The organism is Rhodococcus sp. NPDC059179, from assembly GCF_042754885.1.
Taxonomy (GTDB): domain Bacteria; phylum Actinomycetota; class Actinomycetes; order Mycobacteriales; family Mycobacteriaceae; genus Rhodococcus_G.
Genome location: NZ_JBHZBV010000002.1, coordinates 212,860 through 233,439 on the forward strand (window position 1 = coordinate 212,860; position 20,580 = coordinate 233,439).

The 20,580-nt window shown below is 69.1% G+C and carries 21 protein-coding genes; 5 read left to right on the plus strand and 16 right to left on the minus strand.

Going from position 1 to position 20,580, the window contains the following annotated elements; translation table 11 throughout:
• Positions 1–44: 44 nt before the first annotated feature.
• Genes ACFXMV_RS05955 through pafA form a run of 3 tightly spaced genes read right to left on the minus strand, consistent with a single transcriptional unit; the run spans position 45 to position 3,446 of the window.
• Entirely contained in the window at positions 45–1,019 is a 975-nt protein-coding gene (locus ACFXMV_RS05955; protein WP_378498628.1) for a helix-turn-helix transcriptional regulator, read from the minus strand.
• On the minus strand, positions 1,016–2,047 hold the full coding sequence (locus ACFXMV_RS05960; protein ID WP_378498627.1) for a helix-turn-helix transcriptional regulator: 1,032 nt from the start codon (positions 2,045–2,047) through the stop codon (positions 1,016–1,018). Before ACFXMV_RS05960 ends, ACFXMV_RS05955 begins: the two co-directional genes overlap by 4 nt.
• A gap of 40 nt (positions 2,048–2,087) precedes the next feature.
• The gene (gene pafA / locus ACFXMV_RS05965) at positions 2,088–3,446 is read right to left on the minus strand and encodes a Pup--protein ligase (RefSeq protein ID WP_378502755.1); all 1,359 of its coding nucleotides are present in this window, start codon (positions 3,444–3,446) and stop codon (positions 2,088–2,090) included.
• 86 nt (positions 3,447–3,532) lie between these two features.
• Between pafA and ACFXMV_RS05970 the strand changes: the two genes are divergently transcribed.
• Positions 3,533–4,951: a phosphatase PAP2 family protein gene (locus ACFXMV_RS05970; RefSeq protein WP_378498625.1), complete on the plus strand. Its 1,419-nt coding sequence runs from the start codon at positions 3,533–3,535 to the stop codon at positions 4,949–4,951.
• Positions 4,952–4,973: 22 nt separating this feature from the next.
• Here the strand turns inward: ACFXMV_RS05970 and prcA are convergent, their stop codons facing one another.
• The 6 genes from prcA to ACFXMV_RS06000 form a co-directional block, all read right to left on the minus strand.
• Entirely contained in the window at positions 4,974–5,786 is an 813-nt protein-coding gene (prcA, locus tag ACFXMV_RS05975) for a proteasome subunit alpha (RefSeq protein WP_378498624.1), read from the minus strand.
• Positions 5,783–6,676, minus strand: coding sequence for a proteasome subunit beta (gene prcB / locus ACFXMV_RS05980; protein ID WP_378498623.1), 894 nt, complete (start codon positions 6,674–6,676; stop codon positions 5,783–5,785). The genes prcA and prcB overlap by 4 nt, the downstream gene beginning before the upstream one ends.
• On the minus strand, positions 6,673–6,867 hold the full coding sequence (locus ACFXMV_RS05985; protein WP_077041654.1) for a ubiquitin-like protein Pup: 195 nt from the start codon (positions 6,865–6,867) through the stop codon (positions 6,673–6,675). Before ACFXMV_RS05985 ends, prcB begins: the two co-directional genes overlap by 4 nt.
• Before the next feature lie 132 nt (positions 6,868–6,999).
• Positions 7,000–8,499: a depupylase/deamidase Dop gene (gene dop / locus ACFXMV_RS05990; RefSeq protein ID WP_378498622.1), complete on the minus strand. Its 1,500-nt coding sequence runs from the start codon at positions 8,497–8,499 to the stop codon at positions 7,000–7,002.
• A gap of 78 nt (positions 8,500–8,577) precedes the next feature.
• Positions 8,578–9,273 (minus strand): carbon-nitrogen hydrolase family protein, encoded by a 696-nt coding sequence (locus tag ACFXMV_RS05995; RefSeq protein WP_378498621.1) that lies wholly within the window; start codon positions 9,271–9,273, stop codon positions 8,578–8,580.
• 335 nt (positions 9,274–9,608) lie between these two features.
• Positions 9,609–9,989 carry a nitroreductase family deazaflavin-dependent oxidoreductase gene (locus ACFXMV_RS06000; RefSeq protein ID WP_378498620.1) on the minus strand — a complete coding sequence of 127 codons (381 nt, stop codon included), beginning with the start codon at positions 9,987–9,989 and terminating at the stop codon, positions 9,609–9,611.
• Positions 9,990–10,024: 35 nt separating this feature from the next.
• Between ACFXMV_RS06000 and ACFXMV_RS06005 the strand changes: the two genes are divergently transcribed.
• Positions 10,025–10,579 (plus strand): NUDIX domain-containing protein, encoded by a 555-nt coding sequence (locus ACFXMV_RS06005; protein ID WP_378498619.1) that lies wholly within the window; start codon positions 10,025–10,027, stop codon positions 10,577–10,579.
• A 77-nt stretch (positions 10,580–10,656) separates the two neighbouring features.
• On the opposite strand, the gene arc is transcribed toward ACFXMV_RS06005, so the two are convergent.
• Positions 10,657–12,432: a proteasome ATPase gene (gene arc / locus ACFXMV_RS06010; RefSeq protein WP_378502756.1), complete on the minus strand. Its 1,776-nt coding sequence runs from the start codon at positions 12,430–12,432 to the stop codon at positions 10,657–10,659.
• Positions 12,433–12,615: 183 nt separating this feature from the next.
• Here arc and ACFXMV_RS06015 point away from each other — a divergent pair, with 183 nt between their 5' ends.
• A complete protein-coding gene (locus tag ACFXMV_RS06015; protein ID WP_378498617.1) occupies positions 12,616–13,077 on the plus strand; it encodes a nuclear transport factor 2 family protein in 462 nt (153 codons plus the stop codon).
• Positions 13,078–13,147: 70 nt separating this feature from the next.
• Here ACFXMV_RS06015 and ACFXMV_RS06020 read toward each other — a convergent pair whose 3' ends face one another.
• Positions 13,148–14,011, minus strand: a complete 864-nt coding sequence (locus tag ACFXMV_RS06020; RefSeq protein ID WP_378502522.1) for a tRNA (adenine-N1)-methyltransferase — start codon at positions 14,009–14,011, stop codon at positions 13,148–13,150.
• 115 nt (positions 14,012–14,126) lie between these two features.
• On the opposite strand from ACFXMV_RS06020, the gene ACFXMV_RS06025 reads away from it, so the two are divergent.
• Both ACFXMV_RS06025 and ACFXMV_RS06030 read left to right on the plus strand, forming a co-directional pair.
• Complete coding sequence (locus ACFXMV_RS06025; protein ID WP_378502862.1) at positions 14,127–15,017, plus strand: RecB family exonuclease; 891 nt, start codon at positions 14,127–14,129, stop codon at positions 15,015–15,017.
• The gene (locus ACFXMV_RS06030) at positions 15,014–15,823 is read left to right on the plus strand and encodes a thioesterase family protein (protein ID WP_378502757.1); all 810 of its coding nucleotides are present in this window, start codon (positions 15,014–15,016) and stop codon (positions 15,821–15,823) included. The genes ACFXMV_RS06025 and ACFXMV_RS06030 overlap by 4 nt, the downstream gene beginning before the upstream one ends.
• A gap of 57 nt (positions 15,824–15,880) precedes the next feature.
• Here ACFXMV_RS06030 and hisG read toward each other — a convergent pair whose 3' ends face one another.
• The 5 genes from hisG to ACFXMV_RS06055 all read right to left on the minus strand — a co-directional run bounded on the left by hisG (position 15,881) and on the right by ACFXMV_RS06055 (position 20,577).
• Positions 15,881–16,732 carry an ATP phosphoribosyltransferase gene (gene hisG, locus ACFXMV_RS06035; RefSeq protein WP_378499328.1) on the minus strand — a complete coding sequence of 284 codons (852 nt, stop codon included), beginning with the start codon at positions 16,730–16,732 and terminating at the stop codon, positions 15,881–15,883.
• A gap of 55 nt (positions 16,733–16,787) precedes the next feature.
• On the minus strand, positions 16,788–17,069 hold the full coding sequence (locus tag ACFXMV_RS06040) for a phosphoribosyl-ATP diphosphatase (protein ID WP_378499327.1): 282 nt from the start codon (positions 17,067–17,069) through the stop codon (positions 16,788–16,790).
• An 84-nt stretch (positions 17,070–17,153) separates the two neighbouring features.
• Positions 17,154–18,815 carry an ABC transporter ATP-binding protein gene (locus tag ACFXMV_RS06045; protein WP_378499326.1) on the minus strand — a complete coding sequence of 554 codons (1,662 nt, stop codon included), beginning with the start codon at positions 18,813–18,815 and terminating at the stop codon, positions 17,154–17,156.
• Positions 18,812–19,633 carry an ABC transporter permease gene (locus tag ACFXMV_RS06050; protein WP_378499325.1) on the minus strand — a complete coding sequence of 274 codons (822 nt, stop codon included), beginning with the start codon at positions 19,631–19,633 and terminating at the stop codon, positions 18,812–18,814. Before ACFXMV_RS06050 ends, ACFXMV_RS06045 begins: the two co-directional genes overlap by 4 nt.
• Complete coding sequence (locus ACFXMV_RS06055) at positions 19,630–20,577, minus strand: ABC transporter permease (RefSeq protein WP_378499324.1); 948 nt, start codon at positions 20,575–20,577, stop codon at positions 19,630–19,632. The genes ACFXMV_RS06050 and ACFXMV_RS06055 overlap by 4 nt, the downstream gene beginning before the upstream one ends.
• Between the last annotated feature and the right edge of the window lie 3 nt (positions 20,578–20,580).

Here is a 20,580-nt window from a genome sequence, read left to right on the forward strand (position 1 = left end):
ATGCTACCGGACCAGCGGGGTCGATGACCCGCGGAGAGTGCGGGTCAGCCGGCGGTCGCGGCCCCACGATAGGCGGCGAGAGCGACCTGCGCACGGTTTCGAACGGACGCCGTCAGATCGTCCGGGCCGAGCACCCGGACACCCGGCCCGAACCCGACCATCAGCCGGGTCATCCAGTCCTGCGAGCCGTACCGCATCGACGCCTCGATCGAGCCGTCGTCGGCGACGACGACCTCTGTCATCGGGTAGTAATCCATCACCCAGGCGTGCTCCGGCGCGATCAGCAGCCGGGCCTGCGGCAGCGTCGGGTCGTCGTGGAACAGGTCCATCGAATGCCCGTCCTCCAGCGCGTCCTCGGGCGCGGCGGCTGGCTCGTCGAGCTCGGTTGCCGCATCGATCCGGTCGAACCGGAACAACCGGACTCCCCCGGCCTGCCTGCACCACGCCTGGAGGTAGCTGTGGTTGTCGACCAGGACGATGCGTACCGGGTCCACCACTCGCTGCGACACCGCGTCCCGCGACGCGGAGAAGTAGGTCAGCTCCAGGGCCAGGCCTCGACGCACCGCCGAGCGAACTGTCGCGGCCACCGGGTCCTCCGCCTGTTCGCCCCGCTCGCCCACGCCGGCGACGGACCCGCCCGCCGCGACGCCTGCGGCCGATTCGATCTTCGCGATCGCACCCTGCACCGCTGACGGGTCGGCGGTGCCCGGCATCTCCACGAGCGAACGCAGGGCAACCAGCAGCGCCGTCGCCTCGGTCGAGGTGAGTCGCAGGGGCCTGTCGATGCCGGCCGAGAAGGTCACCTCGATGCTCTCCTCCGAGAACGAGAGATCGATGAGGTCGCCCGGTCCGTACCCGGGCAGCCCGCACATCCACAGCTGGTTCAGGTCGTTCATCAGTTGGGTGGTGCTCACCCCCAGCTCGGCGGCGGCCTCCGCGGCGCTCATCCCCGGATTGGCGATGAAGTACGGCACCATGTTCAGCAGCCGGGCAAGCCGGGACGACAGCTTCTGGCTCATCGGCCCTCCACATCGCTCGCGGACACATCGCTCCCGGGCAGATCACCCGCGGGCGTCAGCGCCGAGCGCAGCTTGTCCAGCACGTCCTCCCTCAGCTCCGCGGGCTCGAACACCAGCGCGTCCTCCCCGTAGCCTGCGATCAGCCTGGCCACCCAGTCCCATGACCGCACCGGTATCTCGAGCACAGTGCCCGACCGGTCGCCGACGGTCCGATCCGACGCCGCCCGCCCGAGCCGCCGCAGTTCCTGGGCGCGACCGTCCGCCACCCACACGGTGGCGGTGCCGGTGACGCCGCCCGAGCCGACGATCCGGTCCACGATCTCGCGCAGGTCCACGCCCTCCGGCTTGTGTACCGAGTTCACCGGCCCGAACGCGGCGACGTCGTCACCGATCCGGGACAGCCGGAACGTCCGGGTGGCGTCGCGGTCGGTGTCGTGCCCGACCAGGTACCAGCGGCCGGCGTGGGTGACCACGCCCCACGGCTGCACGGTGCGCGTGCGCAGCGGCTCGTTGCGGGCCGACCGGTGCTCGAACCGAACGCTCTGCCCGGCGTCGACCGCGGCCAGCAGCTTCTCCAGCGCCGGCTCGGATCCCCTGGTACGGGCGGGCAGCGCGGTGATGATCGCCGACGCGGAGTCCTGGTCGACCACCACTCCCGCCGCGCGCAGCTTCAGCAGCGCGCCCTGGGCGGCCGAGGTCAGTTCCGGCGACTCCCACAACTGCACCGCGATCGCGACGGCCGCGGCCTCCTCGCTGCTCAGATCGATGTCAGGCAGCTCGTAGGCGTCCCGGTTGATCCGGTACCCCTCCACGGTCCCGTAGCGGGTGGCCTGGCCGGTCTCCAGCGGCACGCCGAGATCGCGGAGCTCGTTCTTGTCCCGCTCGAACATCCGGCTGAACGCCTCGTAGCTGGCAGATTCGTCGTACCCCGCCACGCTGTGCCGAATCTTCTCGGCGGTCAGGAACTGCCGCGTGGAGAGCAGACAGATGACCAGGTTCATCAACCGCTCGACTTTGGTGATCGCCACGGCTCAGCAGCCTAGTGCCAGATCGTTGGCCGTCCGGCACTCACATCGATGCAATGAGGCGTTCCACGCGTTCGTCGACCGAACGGAACGGGTCCTTGCACAGCACCGTGCGCTGCGCCTGGTCGTTGAGCTTGAGGTGCACCCAGTCCACGGTGAAGTCGCGGCCTGCGTCCTGGGCGGCCGAGATGAACTCGCCGCGCAGCTTCGCCCTGGTCGTCTGCGGAGGTGTGTTGACCGCCTCGTCGATCTGCTCGTCCTCGGTGACACGCTTGGCCAGCCCCTTGCGCTGCAGCAGGTCGAAGACGCCGCGCCCACGCTTGATGTCGTGGTACGCCAGGTCGAGCTGGGCGATCTTCGGGTCCGACAGCTCGAGGTTGTGCTTGTCCTGGTACCGCTGGAACAGCTTGCGCTTGATCACCCAGTCGATCTCGGTGTCGACCTTCGCGAAGTCCTGCGACTCGACGGCGTCAAGGGTGCGCCCCCACAGTTCGACGACCTGGTCGACCTGCGGGTCGTGTTCGCGGGTCTTGAGGTGCTCGACGGCGCGGGCGTAATACTCGCGCTGGATGTCGAGCGCACTGGCCTGGCGTCCGCCTGCCAGCCGGACCGGACGCTTGCCGGTCATGTCGTGGCTGACCTCGCGGATCGCGCGGATCGGATTGTCGAGCGCGAAGTCGCGGAACGCGACCCCGGCCTCGATCATCTCAAGCACCAGCGCCGCCGTGCCCACCTTGAGCATGGTGGTGGTCTCCGACATGTTCGAGTCGCCGACGATGACATGCAGTCGGCGGTACTTTTCCGCGTCGGCGTGCGGCTCGTCGCGGGTGTTGATGATCGGCCTCGAGCGGGTGGTCGCCGAGGAGACACCCTCCCAGATGTGCTCGGCCCGCTGCGAGAGGCAGAAGGTCGCCGCCTTCGGCGTCTGCAGCACCTTGCCCGCGCCGCAGATCAGCTGGCGGGTCACCAGGAACGGCAGCAGAACGTCGGAGATCCGGGAGAACTCGCCCGCCCGCACCACCAGGAAGTTCTCGTGGCAGCCGTACGAATTGCCTGCCGAGTCGGTGTTGTTCTTGAACAGGTAGATGTCGCCGCCGATGCCCTCCTCGGCGAGCCGCTCCTCGGCGTCGATCAGGAGGTCCTCGAGGACCCGCTCGCCCGCCCGGTCGTGGGTGACCAACTGCGCCAGGCTGTCGCACTCGGCGGTGGCGTACTCGGGGTGCGAGCCCACGTCGAGGTAGAGGCGTGCGCCGTTGCGGAGGAAGACGTTGGAGCTGCGGCCCCAGGACACCACGCGGCGAAACAGGTAGCGAGCCACCTCGTCGGGGCTCAGCCGCCGATGGCCGTGAAAGGTGCACGTCACACCGAACTCGGTCTCAATGCCCATGATTCGTCGTTCCACACTCTGACAGTACAGCGCCGAACGCCCCTCTGACCGGCTCACAGCAATACCTACATACGGCGTTTCGTGGCGCCTACGCTGAACAGATGACCACGTCGGAGCGGGTCTCGCCGTTGGCGCCGCTCGCGTCCGACCGCGGCCTGAGGGCGCTCAGCCGGGCCGCTGATCACGGTGTGATGTGGTTCGGGATCAGTGCCTGCCTGTTCCTGCTCGGCGGGCGGCCCCGGCGCGCGGCCGTGCGTGGACTGCTCTCACTCGGAGGCGCGAGCGCGCTGACGAACGGGGTGCTCAAGCCTGCCCTCCCCCGCAGGCGCCCGCCAGAGGGGTGGGTGGCGGTGTACCGGCAGGCGCGACGGGTCCCGTCGTCCTCGTCGTTCCCGTCCGGCCACGCGGCCTCCGCCGCCGCATTCGTGTCCGGGGTGGCCCTGGAATCACCCGCAACCGCGGCGCTGCTCGCGCCGGTGGCGGCAGCTGTCGCCTATTCGCGGGTGCACATCGGCGTGCACTGGCCGTCGGATGTGCTGGCGGGCGCCGCGGTGGGTGGGGGCATGGCCCTACTCACTCGACGCTGGTGGGCGGTGCGGAGCGAGGACCCGGCGACCCTCGGCCCGACCGCGAAGGCGCCGGAGGTTCCCGACGGCGCGGGCGTGCTGATCCTGGTCAACCCCGGCTCCGGTGCGGCGGACGACGACCCGTCCACCGAGCTGGCCGCGACGCTGCCCGGCGCGACGCTCCTCGAGGCGGACCAGGACACGGACGTCGGCAACCAACTGCTCGACGCGATCGCGCGCGAGCGGCCGCGCGCACTGGGGGTGTGCGGCGGCGACGGCACGGTGGTGACCGCGGCCGCGGCCGCCATCCGGAGTGACCTTGCGCTGGCGGTGTTCCCGGGCGGCACGCTGAACCATTTCGCGCGCGACGCCGGGGTCGAGGACATCGAGGCCACCCGAGACGCGCTGGCGTCGGGACGCGCGGTGCTGCTGGACGTCGCGGACGTGTGCGTGGACGGGCGGACGCCGTTGCCGTTCGTCAACACGGCCAGCCTCGGCGGCTATCCGGACGCGGTTCGGCTGCGCGAACGATGGGAGCCGCGGATCGGGAAGTGGCCTGCCGCAGCCGCCGCGATGGTGAGGGTCCTCGCGGAGGCGCAGCCCCTCGAGCTGTCCCTCGACGGACACCGGACCGCGGTGTGGATGCTCTTCGTCGGCAACGGCCGCTACTCGCCGTCCGATCAGGTCCCGATGTCGCGGCCGGAACTGCATCTCGGCCGCCTCGACGTCCGATTCCTACGCGCGGACCGGCACTGGTCGCGGACCCGGCTGCTCTTGGCAGCCGCGACCGGCACCCTGGGAGGCTCGGCCGGCTACGAACGCCGCCTGGTGACCGACCTGGAGGCCCTGGTGCACGGCGAGGCCGTCTCACTCGCCACCGATGGCGAGGTGGTCGGGCAGGGGCGCAGCTTCCGGTTCGCCAGCAGACCGTTGGCGTTGCGGCTCTACCGCTGAGCTCCCGCCCCGGTGACCCCCGTCAGGCCTTGCCGGTGCCGTTCCCGGCGGCGCCGGCTCCCTCGTCACCTTCGGGAGCGGCTTCGGGCAACTTCGCGTCCGAGGACCCGGCGACCATGTTGGCGGGCAGCAACCCGGACAACGCCGTGCCGGTGATCCGCTTGAACGCCCGGCGTGGGCGGGTCTGGTCAAGCACCGCGACCTCGAGGGCCTCGACGCCGATGGCGCGCGGTTCGGCCTCACCGTTGCCTGGTATTCCGGTGCCGACCCGCAGCGCGTTCACCGCGATCTCGACAGCGGGGCCGAGCTCGAGGTCCGGCTTGTACGACGCCTTCAGCTCGGTGCTGATCGGTTCGGTCGCACCGCCCATCACCACGAAGTGCTGCTCGTCGACGATCGACCCGTCGTAGGTGATGCGGTAGAGCTGAGCGTGTTTCGGCTGTTCGACGCGGCCCACCTCGGCGACGCAGATCTCCACCTCGTACGGCTTGGGCTGCTCGGTGAAGATGGTGCCGAGGGTCTGCGCGTAGGCGTTGGCCAGGGAGCGACCCGTCACGTCGCGACGGTCGTACGAGTAGCCGCGCATGTCGGCATGCACGATGCCCGCCCGCCGCAGGTTCTCGAACTCGTTGTACTTGCCGACGGCGGCGAACCCGAGCCGGTCGTACAGCTCGCTCACCTTGTGCAGCGCGGTGGACGGGTTCTCCGCGACGAACAGCACGCCGTGCGCGTAGGTCAGCACGATGACGCTGCGGCCCCTGGCGATTCCCTTGCGTGCCAGCTCCGAGCGATCCCGCATGATCTGCTCGGCGGAGGCGTAATACGGCATCGTCATGCGTTCTCACCCCGTTCCTTGATGTGCTCAGCCTTGGTGCGCTCGGCGATAACCGTCTTGGCGAGCTCGGACGTCCGTTCCTGGGAAACGGTGACGGCACCGGCCGCGGTGATGACGACCGCCGTCGGGTAGATGCCGCGGCTCACGTCGGGCCCGCCGGTCGCGGAATCGTCGTCTGCTGCGTCGTAGAGGGATTCGATCGCGGCCCGCAGCGCGCTCTCCTCGTCCCCCTTCGGGTCGTAGGTCTTCTTGAGCGCGGACTTCGCGAACAGCGATCCGGAACCGACCGCGTGGTAGCCGGCCCGCTCCTCGTACCGCCCGCCGACCACGTCGTAGGACACGATCCGCCCGGCCTTCTCCGGCGTCGCCGAATCCAGGTCGAAGCCGACGAGCAGCGGCACCACGGCGAGGCCCTGCATCGCCGCCGGGAGGTTGCCGCGCACCATCGAGGAGAGCCGGTTGGCCTTGCCGTCGAATGTGAGCGGCACGCCCTCGATCTTCTCGTAATGCTCGAGTTCGACGGCGAACAGCCGCACCAACTCGATCGCGACGCCCGCGGTTCCCGCGATACCGGCCGCCGAATAGTCGTCGGTGACGTACACCTTCTCCACGTCACGGCTGGCGATCAGGTTTCCCATCGTCGCCCGGCGGTCGCCCGCGATCAGCACGCCGCCTGCGAAGGTCAGCGCGACGATCGTGGTGCCGTGCGGAGCGATGTCCGCCGCGTCCATCGCGTCACCCCTTCCCACGCGCTGACGACCGAGGTCGATCCGGTTCTCCGGCAACAGTTCCGGCGCATGCTTGCGGAGGTGATCGGAGAACGAGGACAGCTGCGAACCGAAGTGCAGCCGGTCACCCCCGACCATGGACCGCTGGTGATCCGCCGTCACTGGCCGCCCTTTTGCACGTACGCGCGCACGAAGTCCTCGGCGTTCTCTTCGAGCACGTCGTCGATCTCATCGAGGAGGTCGTCGGTGTCCTCGGCGAGCTTCTCCCGACGTTCCTGTCCCGCGGCACCGTCGCCGATCGGGGCATCGTCGTCGTCGCCACCGCCACTACGCTTGGTCTGCTCCTGCGCCATAGCCGCCGACCTCCTCTTATGTCTTGCACAACTACCTGCACAACCAGTGTGCGCTCGCTCGTGCACGGACCCCCACCCTACCGAGTGCGAGGCACCCTGAGGTGGTGGACGAGCGTGTCGCGCGCTCCGGTCTCAGCTGGTGAGCTGATCGACCAGGTCAGCGGCCGAATCGACCGACTCAAGCAGCTTGCCGACATGCGCCTTGCTGCCCCGCAGCGGCTCCAACGTGGGAATCCGGACGAGGGAATCGCCTCCCAGGTCGAAGATCACCGAGTCCCAACTGGCCGCGGCGATGTCGGCCCCGAACCGGCGCAGGCACTCGCCGCGGAAGTACGCCCTGGTGTCCGTGGGCGGGTTGCGGATCGCGTCGAGCACCTGCTGCTCGGTGACGAGCCGTTCCATCGAGCCTCGCGCCACCAGACGGTTGTAGAGCCCCTTGTCCAGGCGCACATCCGAATACTGCAGGTCCAGCAGGTGCAGCTTGGGTGCCGACCACGCCAGTCCCTCGCGCTGCCGGAAGCCCTCGAACAGCCGCAGCTTCGCGACCCAGTCCAACAGGTGCGCGCACTCCATCGGGTCCCGCTCGAGCATGTCGAGGACCGTGGCCCACTTGTCGAGCAGGTCCGCCACCCGAGGGTCGTCGTTACCCCGCCGCTCCACGAAGGCGGCGACCCGCTCGTGGTAGATCCGTTGCAGCGCAAGGCCGGTCAGCTCGCGCCCGTCCGCCAGTGCGACAGTCTGTCGTAGCGTCGGGTCGTGACTGATCAGGTGCACGGCGGTCACCGGCCGGGCGAGCTGCAGGTCGGACAGGTCCACCCCCGCCTCGATCAGGTCCAGGACCAGCGCGGTGGTGCCGACCTTGAGGTAGGTCGACCATTCGGCGAGGTTCGCGTCGCCGATGATCACGTGCAGGCGCCGGTACTTGTCGGCGTCGGCGTGCGGCTCGTCGCGGGTGTTGATGATGCCGCGCTTGAGGGTGGTCTCGAGGCCGACCTCGACCTCGATGTAGTCCGCGCGCTGGGAGAGCTGGAAACCGGACTCGTCTCCGGACTGCCCGATGCCGACCCGACCGGACCCGCAGATCACCTGCCGGGACGCGAAGAACGGCGTGAGCCCGGCGATGATCGCCGAGAACGGGGTCTCCCGCGAGCAGAGGTAGTTCTCGTGGGTGCCGTACGACGCGCCCTTGCCGTCGACGTTGTTCTTGTACAGCTGGAGCCGCGGGGCGCCGGGAACGCTCGAGGCGTGCCGAGCGGCCGCCTCCATCACCCGCTCGCCCGCCTTGTCCCAGATGACCGCGTCCAGCGGATCAGTGCATTCGGGCGCGGAGTACTCGGGGTGCGCGTGATCGACGTACAGCCGGGCGCCATTGGTGAGGATCATGTTCGCGGCGCCGACCTCGTCGGCGTCGATCACCGGCGCCGGACCGCTGAACCGGCCGAGGTCGAATCCGCGGGCGTCGCGCAGCGGCGATTCCACCTCGTAGTCCCAGCGGGTGCGCTTGGCTCGGGGCACCCCGGCGGCGGCCGCGTAGGCCAGCACCGCCTGGGTCGAGGTCAGGATGGGGTTCGCGGTCGGCTCCGTCGGGGAGGAAATCCCGTACTCGACCTCGATACCGATGATGCGCTGCATGCCCACGAGCCTAGATCGTCGACCCGCTCGATCTTTCGACCGTTCCCCCTATGCGGTGCCGTGGCGTCGCCGGTCGGGTCACAGGTCCGCCGTGGCGACCGCGCCCGGCTCGGCTCCGAGCTGCCGCAGCACGGTCCCGGTTCGATCCCACACTCCCGAGCCGCCGCTGGTCTGCCCGAAACCACCACCGGTCGGCCCGGCGAACCCTGCGAATGCAACCGGCACGTCATATGCCGTCGAGATCCTCCGCGCCCGGGCGCCGAGTTCGGCCAGCTCGTCAGGCGCGTGGACCAGGCCCGCCACATACACGTCGACGCCGAGGGCGGCGGTGCTGTCGAGGTGATGCGCGACTCTCGTATCCCGGCACACCCCGATGCCGACCCGCCTGCCTCGCACCTCGATACTCGCCGGAGCGTGACCGGACTCGAAGTGCCGTGCCTCGTCCGCACCGAGGGACATCTTGATGTAGGCCACGGTGACTCCGTCGCCGGACACGGCGAGCACTCCGATGCCCCGGCCGCCGGTGCCGGTGTGGACCGGAGCCCCGGCCAGGGCGATGGCGCCCGTGCGCCGGCATGCCGCTATCAGCGGAACGAGGAGCGGGTCGTCGAGAGCGATCGTCGGCGCGTCCATCGCGTATCCGCTCAACGACATCTCCGGGAAGACGACGAGATCGGCGGCAGCACGATTCACCGCCGCCGCGTGTGCGGCAACGTTGTCCGAGAGGCAGCCGAGCGCGGTCGTCGGCTGCGCAACCGCAACCCGGATGTTCACGCGTGCGCCCTGCCGGTCCTCGCCAACCACCCTCGAATCGAAACACAACCGGGCCACCGAGCACGATTCACTACGTCACCGAGTCGATGTTCGGTCCCCCTCGGGCGCCGAACCCCCGCCCTCGAGGCTTGTTCGAGATCGTTCGGTGCGCGACTGTCCCAGTTCGGCCCAAATGCCGATAAGCTGCGTTATGACATTATCTCAGGTAAAGAAGCCGGACATTCCGGATGGAATCTGTTCGCACCTTTGCGGAGTCCATCGCCCTGCTTCCGGTCTGCGCCAAGCCGTTTCGGGCGGCAGACCGCCCCTCCGCGAGGCCCGGTGGTTCAGCGGGCTCAGTGCTCGATCCGGCACTGAAGGTACGTGTCGGCACCGACCCGGCGGAGTACCAGGCGGACGCCGTGCGGCGCCCATCCCGCTGAAGGGTCCCGGACAACGCGGGGTTCGACGAGCGTGATCAGCCGACCACCGGTGGTGATATCGAAATGCCCGGCGGCCAGCACATTCCGCACCCAATCGCTGCCGGGTCCATAGGTCAGCGCGAACCGGTACCCGTCGCCGCGACGGAAGACGTTGACCGGCGTCCGATACAACCGTCCCGATCGACGGCCGCGGTGCAGCACGATCGCGTAGCCCGGCAACCAGCCCGCGCCGAGCCGGGTGACACGATTGGTGACCACCCTGTTGATCTCGGCGAGCCTGCGCGGTAGGGGCACTTCGCCAGCCTATCCCCGCGTGGAACGATGGGCGGATGGATCAGTGCCCATCGCAGCCTCCGTCGGCAGGCGGCCCCGCCGCGCCGGATGAGGTCGTGACGGTCTTCGACGCCGCGGGTGCGGTGATCGGCACGGCCCCACGGTCGCAGGTATACGCCGAGGGCCTGTGGCACGCCAGCGCCGGGGTGCTGCTGCGTTCGGTGGACGGCAGCCGGATCTACGTGCACCGCCGCTCCCCCGCCAAGGCGGTCTTCGCGGGCATGCACGATTGCCTCGCGGGCGGGGTGGTGGATCCGGGAGAGAGCCCCGAGCAGACCGCGGTCCGCGAACTGGCCGAGGAACTCGGCGTCACCGGGGTCGAGCTGTCCGCCATCGCCCGGGTGGCGTGGGACGGCAGCTGGGACGGTAAACCGTTGCGCTGTCACCTGTTCGCGTTCGAGGCGCGCTATGAGGGCGCAATCCGGCACCAGGCGAGCGAGATCGTCGACGGTTGGTGGTGGACCGAGGCGCAGCTGCGCGCGCACCTCGCCGACCCGTCGTGGCCGTTCGTGCCCGATACCCGGGAACTGCTCGCCGACTATTTCGCGTGAGCCTCGCGGCCCCGTCCCACGCCGCAACGCGATCGGGCCGGGCACCCGCGTGAGTGCCCGGCCCGATCGATTCCGCTTTACAGGTACTGGCCGGTGTTGGACTCGGTGTCGATGGCGCGGCTGGCACTGGCGTTCTTGCCGGTGACCAACGTACGGATGTAGACGATCCGCTCGCCCTTCTTGCCCGAGATACGTGCCCAGTCATCGGGATTGGTGGTGTTGGGCAGGTCCTCGTTCTCGGAGAACTCATCCACGATCGAGTCGAAGAGGTGCTGCACCCGAAGGCCGGGCGCCCCCGTCTCGAGCACCGACTTGATCGCGTACTTCTTGGACCGGTCGACGATGTTCTGGATCATCGCGCCCGAATTGAAGTCCTTGAAGTACAGCACCTCCTTGTCGCCGTTCGCGTACGTCACCTCGAGGAATCGGTTGTCGTCGCTCTCGGCGTACATCCGGTCCACGACGCGTTCGATCATCGTCTTGATGCAGGCCGTCCGGTCGCCTCCGAACTCGGCCAGATCGTCGGCGTTGACCGGCAGGCTCTCGGTCAGGTACTTCGAGAAGATGTCCTGCGCCGACTCCGCATCCGGACGCTCGATCTTGATCTTGACGTCGAGCCGGCCTGGCCGCAGGATCGCGGGGTCGATCATGTCCTCGCGATTCGACGCACCGATGACGATGACGTTCTCCAGGCCCTCGACGCCGTCGATCTCGCTGAGCAGCTGCGGCACGACCGTGGTCTCCACATCGGAGGAGACGCCGGACCCGCGGGTGCGGAAGATGGAATCCATCTCGTCGAAGAACACGATCACCGGGGTGCCCTCGGAGGCCTTCTCACGAGCCCGTTGGAAGATCATCCGGATGTGCCGTTCCGTCTCACCGACGAACTTGTTGAGCAGCTCCGGGCCCTTGATGTTCAGGAAGTAGGACTTGGCGTCCTTTGCGTCCTGCCCCCTGGCCTCGGCGATCTTCTTGGCCAGCGAGTTGGCGACGGCCTTGGCGATGAGCGTCTTGCCGCAGCCGGGAGGGCCGTAGAGCAGCACACCCTTCGGCGGGCGCAGCGAGTACTCGTGGAACAGGTCCTTGTGCAGGAACGGCAGCTCGACGGCGTCGCGGATCTGTTCGATCTGCCGACCCAAACCGCCGATGTCGCCGTAGTCGACGTCGGGCACCTCCTCGAGCACGAGGTCCTCGACCTCGGCCTTGGGGATGCGCTCGAAGGCGTAGCCCGCCTTGGAATCGACCAGCAGAGAATCTCCGGGCCGCAGCTTGCGCGACGGCGAGTCGATGTCCTCGTCATCGGGATGGATCGTCGTGTCGGACGCGGCCAGCGCGAGCGGATGCGCGAGCCACACCACGCGCTCCTCGTCGGCGTGACCGACCACCAGAGCCCGTTCCCCGTCGTCGAGAACCTCGCGCAGACTGCAGATCTCCCCCACCCGTTCGAAGGCCCCCGCCTCGACGATGGTGAGCGCCTCGTTGAGGCGGACGGTCTGACCGGGCCGGAGCGTCTCGGTGTCGATGTTCGGCGAGCAGGTCAGTCGCATCTTGCGGCCGGAGGTGAACACGTCGACCGTCTGGTCCGCGTGGGTCGAGATCAGTACGCCATAACCGCTGGGCGGCTGACCGAGACGGTCGACCTCCTCGCGCAGCGCGATCAGCTGCTGACGAGCCTCCTTGAGCGTGTCCATCAGCTTCGAGTTCCGGATCGACAGCGAGTCGACGCGGGACTCGAGCTCACGTACCTGCTCGGGTGACTGGGCGAGCTGACGGCGAAGTCCTGCGGCTTCCAGACGTAGCGCCTCGAGCTCCGCCCGGGCGGCAAGCGAGTCCGGATTCTCTGTTGCGCTCATGTGCGTCTCCTCCCAGTGCGATCTATCAACGCTACAGCCGCGGTACCAAAACTGTGGACCGACAGGCGGACACGGGCCGCATGCCGTCGCACACTGTGGGACGGCAGCCCGGTCCCCCACGATACTCCTGATGTTAGCCTTACCTGACTAAATGGCACCGTCGCCAACGAGAAAGGCCTATTCGTGATCATTCGCAAGTCCCTCATCGCCGCAGGCGCAATCGCCCTGGCCGCAGGAGTCGCCTCCTGCAGCTCCGACGAGTCGACCGAGGCCACCACCGCCACCAGCACCGCCGACGCGGCCGCAGCGATCCCGACCGTCGAAGAGCTGCAGGCGACGCTGGTCACCTTCTTCGACCCCGCGGTCGCCACCACGGAGAAGGCCGTGCTCGTCGAGAACGGCAACGGCCAGGCCGCGGTCCTCGAACAGTTCAACGGCGTCCTGCAGGGCTATCCGCTGACCACCGAGGTGACCAAGGTGGCTGCGGTGGACGCAGACACGGTGTCGGCGACGACGACCATCACGGGCCCGCACGGCGGCGCCGCGTCCGAGGTCGTCTTCGAGCAGGTCGACGGCAAGTGGGTGCTCTCCGAGGACGCCGCGTGCACCATCTTCTCGATGGGCAAGCTGACCTGCGTCAAATAGGCGCCTGCGGCGCCCGTGAGTCCTTCTGGTCCACACAGGGGCCAGAAGGACTCACGGGCGCGGAGCGCCTCTAGACCTTCTTGTCCTTGCCTGCGCGACGCTGCGGCTTCGGGGTGACCGTTCCCTCGGCCAGTTTGCGCGCGCTGACCAGGAACGCGGTGTGGCCCTGCATGCGGTGCTCCGGGCGGACCGCGAGGCCGACGACGTGCCAGCCGCGCACGATCGACTCCCATGACCGCGGCTCGGTCCAGCACTCCTGCTCGCGCAGCGCCTCGACCACCCGCGACAACTGGGTGACCGTCGCGACGTAGACGATGAGCACTCCTCCCGGCACCAGTGCCTTCGACACCGCGGGCAGCGTCTCCCATGGCGCGAGCATGTCCAGGATCACGCGGTCCACCGGACCTCCGGACGCCTCGGCGTCGAAGTCCGCCAGATCCGCGACCGTCAGCTCCCAGTTGTCGGGGCGGCCGCCGAAGAAGGTCTCGACGTTGCGGACCGCGTGCTCCGCGTGGTCGTCGCGGATCTCGTACGAGATGACCTTGCCCTCGGGCCCGACCGCTCGCAGCAGCGAGCAGGTCAGCGCGCCCGATCCGGCACCGGCCTCGAGGACCCGCGCGCCAGGGAAGACATCGCCCTCGTGCACGATCTGCGCGGCATCCTTCGGGTAGATCACCTGAGCGCCGCGCGGCATGGACAGCACGTAGTCGACCAGTAGCGGCCGCAGCGCCAGGTACGGGGTGCCGTTCGTGGAGGTGACGACGCTTCCCTCGGGGGTGCCGATCAGGTCGTCGTGCAGGATCCCGCCGCGATGGGTGTGGAACTCCTTGCCCGCCTCGAGTACCACCGTGTACTTGCGCGCCTTCGCGTCGGTGAGCTGAACGCGGTCGCCCTCCCGAAACGGTCCGGTAGGTCGCTTCTCGCGTGCGTTCACGTCTTGCCCAACCACGACTGGAGATCTCCTTGCTTCAGCATTCCCGGCGACCCACGCGCCGGCCCCGACAGCGGTGTCGGACCCGCCGCATACCCTGCCAGGTGTGAGCTCTCCCGTGTCGACGCCCCCTGCCGAGTCCCCCGACGCCACCGCCGCGGGGACGGCGCGCCCGCGCTCACGGCCTGCACTGTCCCCCTCCCGCGCGGGCGATTTCAAGCAGTGCCCGCTGCTGTACCGCTTCCGCGCGGTCGACCGGATCCCGGAGGTGCCGTCGAAGGCGCAGCTCAAGGGAACGGTGGTGCACGCGGCGCTGGAGTCGCTGTACGCGCTACCCGCCCCGGAACGGGTTCCCGACCGCGCGGTGTCCCTGGTCGACCCGGCCTGGGAGCAACTGCTCGCGGAATCCCCCGAGATCGCCGATACGGTCCCCGCCGAGGAGCGGGTCGCGTTTCTGGCAGAGGCACGCGCGCTGATCGAGGGCTATTACCGGCTCGAGGATCCCACCCGGTTCGATCCCGAATCGTGCGAGCTGCGGGTGGAGACCGAACTCGACGACGGAGTGCTGCTGCGCGGGTTCGTGGACCGGATCGACGTCGCCCCGAACGGACACGTCCGGGTGGTCGACTACAAGACCGGTCGGGCGCCCCGGGAGATCAGCGAGTCCAAGGCCCTGTTCCAGATGAAGTTCTACGCGCTGGTGCTGTTGCGCACCCGCGGAATCGTGCCTGCCCAGCTGCGGCTGATCTACCTGGCCGACGCCGAGATCCTCACCTACGCGCCGGACGAGGCCGAACTGCTCCGCTTCGAGCGCACCCTGTCCGCGATCTGGAAGGCCATTCTCGCGGCCGGGGTCACGGGCGACTTCCGACCGAATCCGGGGCGGCTGTGCAACTGGTGCGATCATAAGGTTCGCTGCCCCGCATTCGGCGGCACGCCGCCGCCGTACCCGGGGTGGCCGGAGAGCCCGGCAGATGAAGCGCAACAGTTCGAGGAGATCGTCGAGTGAGTGACCAGGCCTACTACCTCCCCTTGGAGTCGACCGGGGACGGCGTCGAACGTTTCGCGACCACCGCCCTGACCGTGAGCACCTGGGCCGACACCATGCAGCACGGCGCGCCGCCGTCCGCCCTCCTGGTGCGGGCGCTCGAGCGCTGCGAGCAGCGCCCCGACACCCGGCTGACGCGGGTGGTCATCGAGATCCTCGGGCCGGTGCCGCTGAGCGAGATCGAGGTGCGGTCCTGGGTGGAACGGCCGGGCAAGCGGGTCGAGCTGGTCGTGGCGGAGCTGTGGGCCGCCGGCCCGGACGGCACCCAGCGCGCGGTCGCCCGCGGTACCGGATGGCGCATGCAGACCGCGGACACCACCGCGGTCCAGCACGCGGCGGACCCCGCGTTGGCCCCGCTGTCGCAGTCGCACACGACCCCGATGGACGGGCGCTTCTGGGGCACCGGGTTTGTCGCCACCCTGGACTGGCAGTGGTTGGCGGATATCGGCTGCGAGGGCCCCGGTCAGGTGTGGGCCCGTCCAAATCCCGTTCTGGTGGAGGGCGAATCACTCACCCCGATCCAGCGACTCTTCACCGTCGCCGACGTCGCCAACGGTGTCGGCGCGAAGCTGCACCCGAACGAGTGGACCTACCTGAACACCGACCTGACCGTGCACCTGTTCCGGGTGCCTACCGGCGAATGGGTCGGCATCTCCGCGGAGACCTCCTACGGCCCGGACGGCGTCGGCATGTGCGCGGGTGTGCTGCACGACGAGTCCGGTCCGGTCGGCCGGATCAACCAGACGGTGCAGATCCGACCGAACTGACGGCACAACGCATCGGGTCCCGCAGCACATGGCCGCGGGACCCGATGTCGTCTGGGATCAGAACGCCCGGCAGGTCCGGATGTCGGTAGCCAGGATCGCCTTCGCGCCGATATCGGCGAGCTGATCCATCACGTCGTTGCTGACCTTGCGCGGCACCATCGAACGGATCGCGACCCACTTCTCGTCCGCGAGCGGGGCGATGGTCGGAGACTCGAGCCCAGGGGTGATCCGCATCGCCTCGTCGACCTGCGCACGCGGGCAGTCGTAGTCCAGCATCACGTACTGCTGCGCGCGAACGACACCCTCCACACGTGCGACCAACTGGTTGCGCGCCTTGTCCGCGCCGTCGGAGCCGTCCCGCTGGATGAGCACACCCTCGGAGTCACAGAGCGATTCGCCGAAGGCCACCAGGTTGTGCTGGCGCAGCGTGCGGCCCGACCCGACGACGTCGGCGATGGCGTCCGCAACGCCTAGCTGGATGGAGATCTCCACGGCGCCGTCGAGCCGGATGACGGTGGCCTCGATGCCGCGGGCCGCCAGGTCCTCGCGGACCAGGTTCGGGTACGAGGTGGCGATCCGCAGACCGGCCAGGTCGGCGGGCGACCAGGCCTTCCCCGCCGGGGCCGCGTAGCGGAAACTCGAGCGGCCGAACCCGAGTGACAACCGCTCGGAGACCGGGGCGCCGGAGTCGAGCGCGAGGTCGCGACCGGTGATGCCGAGGTCGAGTTCGCCCGACCCGACGTAGATCGCGATGTCCTTGGGGCGCAGGAAGAAGAATTCGACCTGATTCGACGGGTCGAGGACGGTCAGGTCGCGCGAGTCGGTGCGGCGACGGTAGCCGGCCTCGTCCAGGATCTCGGCGGCGGATTCGGACAGCGAGCCCTTGTTGGGCACTGCGACGCGCAGCATGGGGGTGTTCCTTCCGGAAGTGGCTAGAGGAGTCGGTTCTGGGTCGGTGCGCGACTCACAGATGTCGGTAGACGTCCTCGAGCTTGAGCCCACGGCCGACCATCAGCACCTGCACCCAATAGAGCAGCTGGGAGATCTCCTCGGACAGCGACTCATCACTCTCGTGCTCGGCGGCAATCCACACCTCGCCTGCCTCCTCGAGCACCTTCTTGCCCTGCGCATGGACGCCCGCGTCCAACGCGGCCACGGTGCCGGAGCCCTCGGGGCGGGTGGCGGCACGGTCGGTCAGCTCGGCGAACAGCGAATCGAAGGTCTTCACGGGTGACGATTCTTTCACGAGCGAACCGGTGCTCCCCACCGCCCCGCCGCAACCCCTCTCCAGTGTTGTTTCGAGCGACCTGCAAGCGGTCGCTACGGGGGATCAGTGGTTCGGCAGGACCAGCTTCGGGGCGCTCGCGATGAGCGTTCGGGTGTAGTCCTCCCGCGGCCGCTCGTACACGTCCTCGGTCGGCCCGCACTCGACGATCCGCCCCCGGTGCATCACCGCGACGACGTCGCACACGTGCCGGACGACCGCCAGGTCGTGCGAGACGAACAGCAGCGTCAGCCGGTACTCGTCGACCAACTCGGCCAGCAGGTCCAGCACCTGGGCGCGGACCGAGACGTCGAGCGCGCTGACCGGTTCGTCGGCCACCAGGATCTTCGGTTTGGTGATCAGGGCGCGGGCGATGGAGATGCGCTGGCGCTGACCGCCGGAGAACTGGTGCGGATACCGATCCGCCATCGCGGGTTCGAGGCCGACTGCGGTGAGGATCTCGGCGACCAACTCGCCCGATCCCGCACGCGAATCGAGCGGTTCCGCCACCACGTCGCCGACCTTCATTCGAGGGTCGAGCGACCCCATCGGGTCCTGGAAGACGATGGACACATCGCGGCGGAACTGCCTCAGGTCCCGTTCCCGCGCGCCGACGATCTCCTGCCCGTCCACCACGATCGAGCCCGCCGTCGGTACGTCGAGGGCGCACAGCAGCCGGATCAGCGTGGACTTGCCCGAACCGGACTCCCCCACCACGCCGAACCGCTGACCCCGACCGATGTCGAACGACGCGTCGGTCAGCGCGTGCACCGGCCCGGCGCGACGCAGCAGCGAGGACCGCGACCCCCGGTACGTGCGGGTCAGCCCGCGCACGGACACCAGTGGCTCGGCCTGCTCGTTCGACACCGGCGTGACCGCGCGACCGCCTGCCTCAGGAGGAGCGGCAGGCGTCGAACCACCCGGCGTCGAACCACCCAGCGTCGAACCACTCAGGTCCGACGCCGCGAGCAGCGACCGGGTGTACGGGTGCTGCGGCGCACCGAACACCTGCTCGATCGGCCCCGACTCCAGGATCGCCCCGTCCCGCATCACCAGCACCCGCTCGCACAGTCCGGACACCACCGCCAGGTCATGCGTGATCAACAGCAGCGCGGTGTCGTGCTCACGCACCGTCGTGTCGATCAGGTCGAGGATCTGCGCCTGCACTGTCACATCGAGCGCCGTGGAGGGCTCGTCGCAGATCAACACCCTCGGACGGTTCGCCATCGCGATGGCGATCAGCACCCGCTGCCGCTGCCCGCCGGACAGTTCGTGCGGATAGGACCGGGCGATGCGCGGCGGGTCGGGAAGGTTCACCGCGGCCAGCTGCGCCAACGCCGCTTCCCGCCGGTCGGCGCGGCTCAGCCCGCCGTCATGCAGCTCGATCACCTCGGCCACCTGCCTGCCCACCTTCATCAACGGGTTCAGGGCGGTCATCGGTTCCTGGAAGACCATCGCGAGGTCGTCTCCGCGCAGCGCGGTGAGCAACCGTTCCTGCGCACCGACGAGGTTCTCGTCGACGCCGTCGAGGGCGATCGAACCGGCGGCCGACAGCTGGTCTGGCAACAGGCCCATCAGGCTCAGCGCGGTGAGCGACTTGCCCGACCCGGATTCGCCGATCAGCCCCAGCCGTTCACCCCGGTCCAGGGTGAAGCCGATCCCGTCGAGCAGGGTCCGATCCCCCGCGCGGACGGTGAGGTCGTTCACCACCACCAGCGGGCCGGTCATCGGCGCGCCGTTCTCGGGTCGAACCTGTCACGCAGTCCGTCACCGAGGAGGTTGAACCCGAGCACCGTCAACGCGATCGCCAGGCCTGGCCACAACATCACCGCCGGCTGGAGGTACAGGTACGGCTGCGACTCCTGCAGCATCCGGCCCCACGACGGTGTCGGCGGCGGGGTGCCGAAGCCGAGATAGGACAGCGCCGCCTCGGCCAGCACCGCGATGGCGAACGTCACCGAGGCCTGGACGATGAGCGCGCTGGAGATGTTCGGCAGCACGTGTCGCAGGGCGATCCGCATCGGACCCTTGCCCGCCGCCCGCGCCGCCAGCACGTAATCCTTGGCCATCACCTGTCTGGTGCCGCCCCTGGCGACGCGGGCGAAGGCCGGCGCGGTGCCGACGCCGAGAGCGGTCATCGCGGTCACCGTCGACCCACCCCAGACCGCGGCGAAGATGATGGCGAGCAGCAGCGCGGGGAACGCCAGCAGCACATCGTTGCCCCGCATCAGGATCTCGTCGGGCACACCGGGGCGCATCCCGGCGGCCACCCCGATCGGGATGCCGATCGACGCGGCGATGACCACCGCCACGACCCCGACCAGCAACGTCGTCCTGGCGCCGACGAGCAGCGAACTGAAGATGTCGCGGCCGAAGTCGTCGGTGCCGAGCCAGTGCTGCGCGCTCGGACGCAGCAGCCGCGCGCCCGCGTCGACCACCGTCGGGTCGTAGGGCGTCCACACAAATGAGATCAGCGCGGCCAGCACCACCGCGGCAACCAGACCCGCGCCCAACTTGAACGTCCCCGACCACCGAACCCCTGTCATGCCGCGCTCCGCATGCGGGGGTCGATCACCGTGTACAGCAGGTCCACCACCAGATTCAGCAGCAGCACCATCAGCACCAACACCATCACGATGGACTGCACCTCCGCCATGTCGCGCTGACTCACCTTGTCCAGCAACAGACTCCCGAGTCCTGGCACCACGAACACCCGCTCGACGACCACGGCCCCGATCAGCAGGGTGGCCAGTTGTAGCCCCGCGACGGTGACCACCGGCACCGCGGCGTTGCGCAGCCCGTGCCGCAGCAACGCGCCGGTTCGGGTCAGGCCCTTGGCCCGCGCGGTCCGCAGGTAGTCGGCCCCCAGCTCGTCGAGCACGGCGGAACGGACATACCGGGTCAGTACCGAGCCCTGCACGAGTCCGAGCGCCAGCGCAGGCAACGCCAGATAGCTCAGGAACCCGCCGATGCCCTCGATCGGCGCCTGCCACCCGCTCGACGGCAACCAACCGAGCTCGACGGCGAACACCGTGGACAGCAGCACGCCCGCGAGGAACGCCGGGATCGCGATGCCCACCTGACTGATCCCGCCGATCAGCACCCCATCGGGCCTGCTGCGCCGGACCGCGGCCAGCACCCCGAGCGGGATCGCGACCGCCAACGCGACCAGCATTGCCGCGCCGACCACCCAGAGCGTCACCTGCAGCCGATCGAAGATCTCCGGGCCGACCGGCTCCCTGGTCAGGTAGGACTCGCCCATGTCGCCGTGCAGCATGCCCCAGACCCAATTGCCGTAGCGCACATGGGCAGGCGCATCGAGGCCCATCGCTGCCCGCTCCCGGGCGACCTCCTCCGCCGAGGCCTGCACGCCGAGGGCGATCCGCGCTGGATCGCCCGGCAGCACCGACAGCAACGCGAACACCAGCACCGACGCGAACGCCGCGGTGAGCGCGAAGATGCCGAGCCGCCTGGCCAACTGGACCGCCATCGC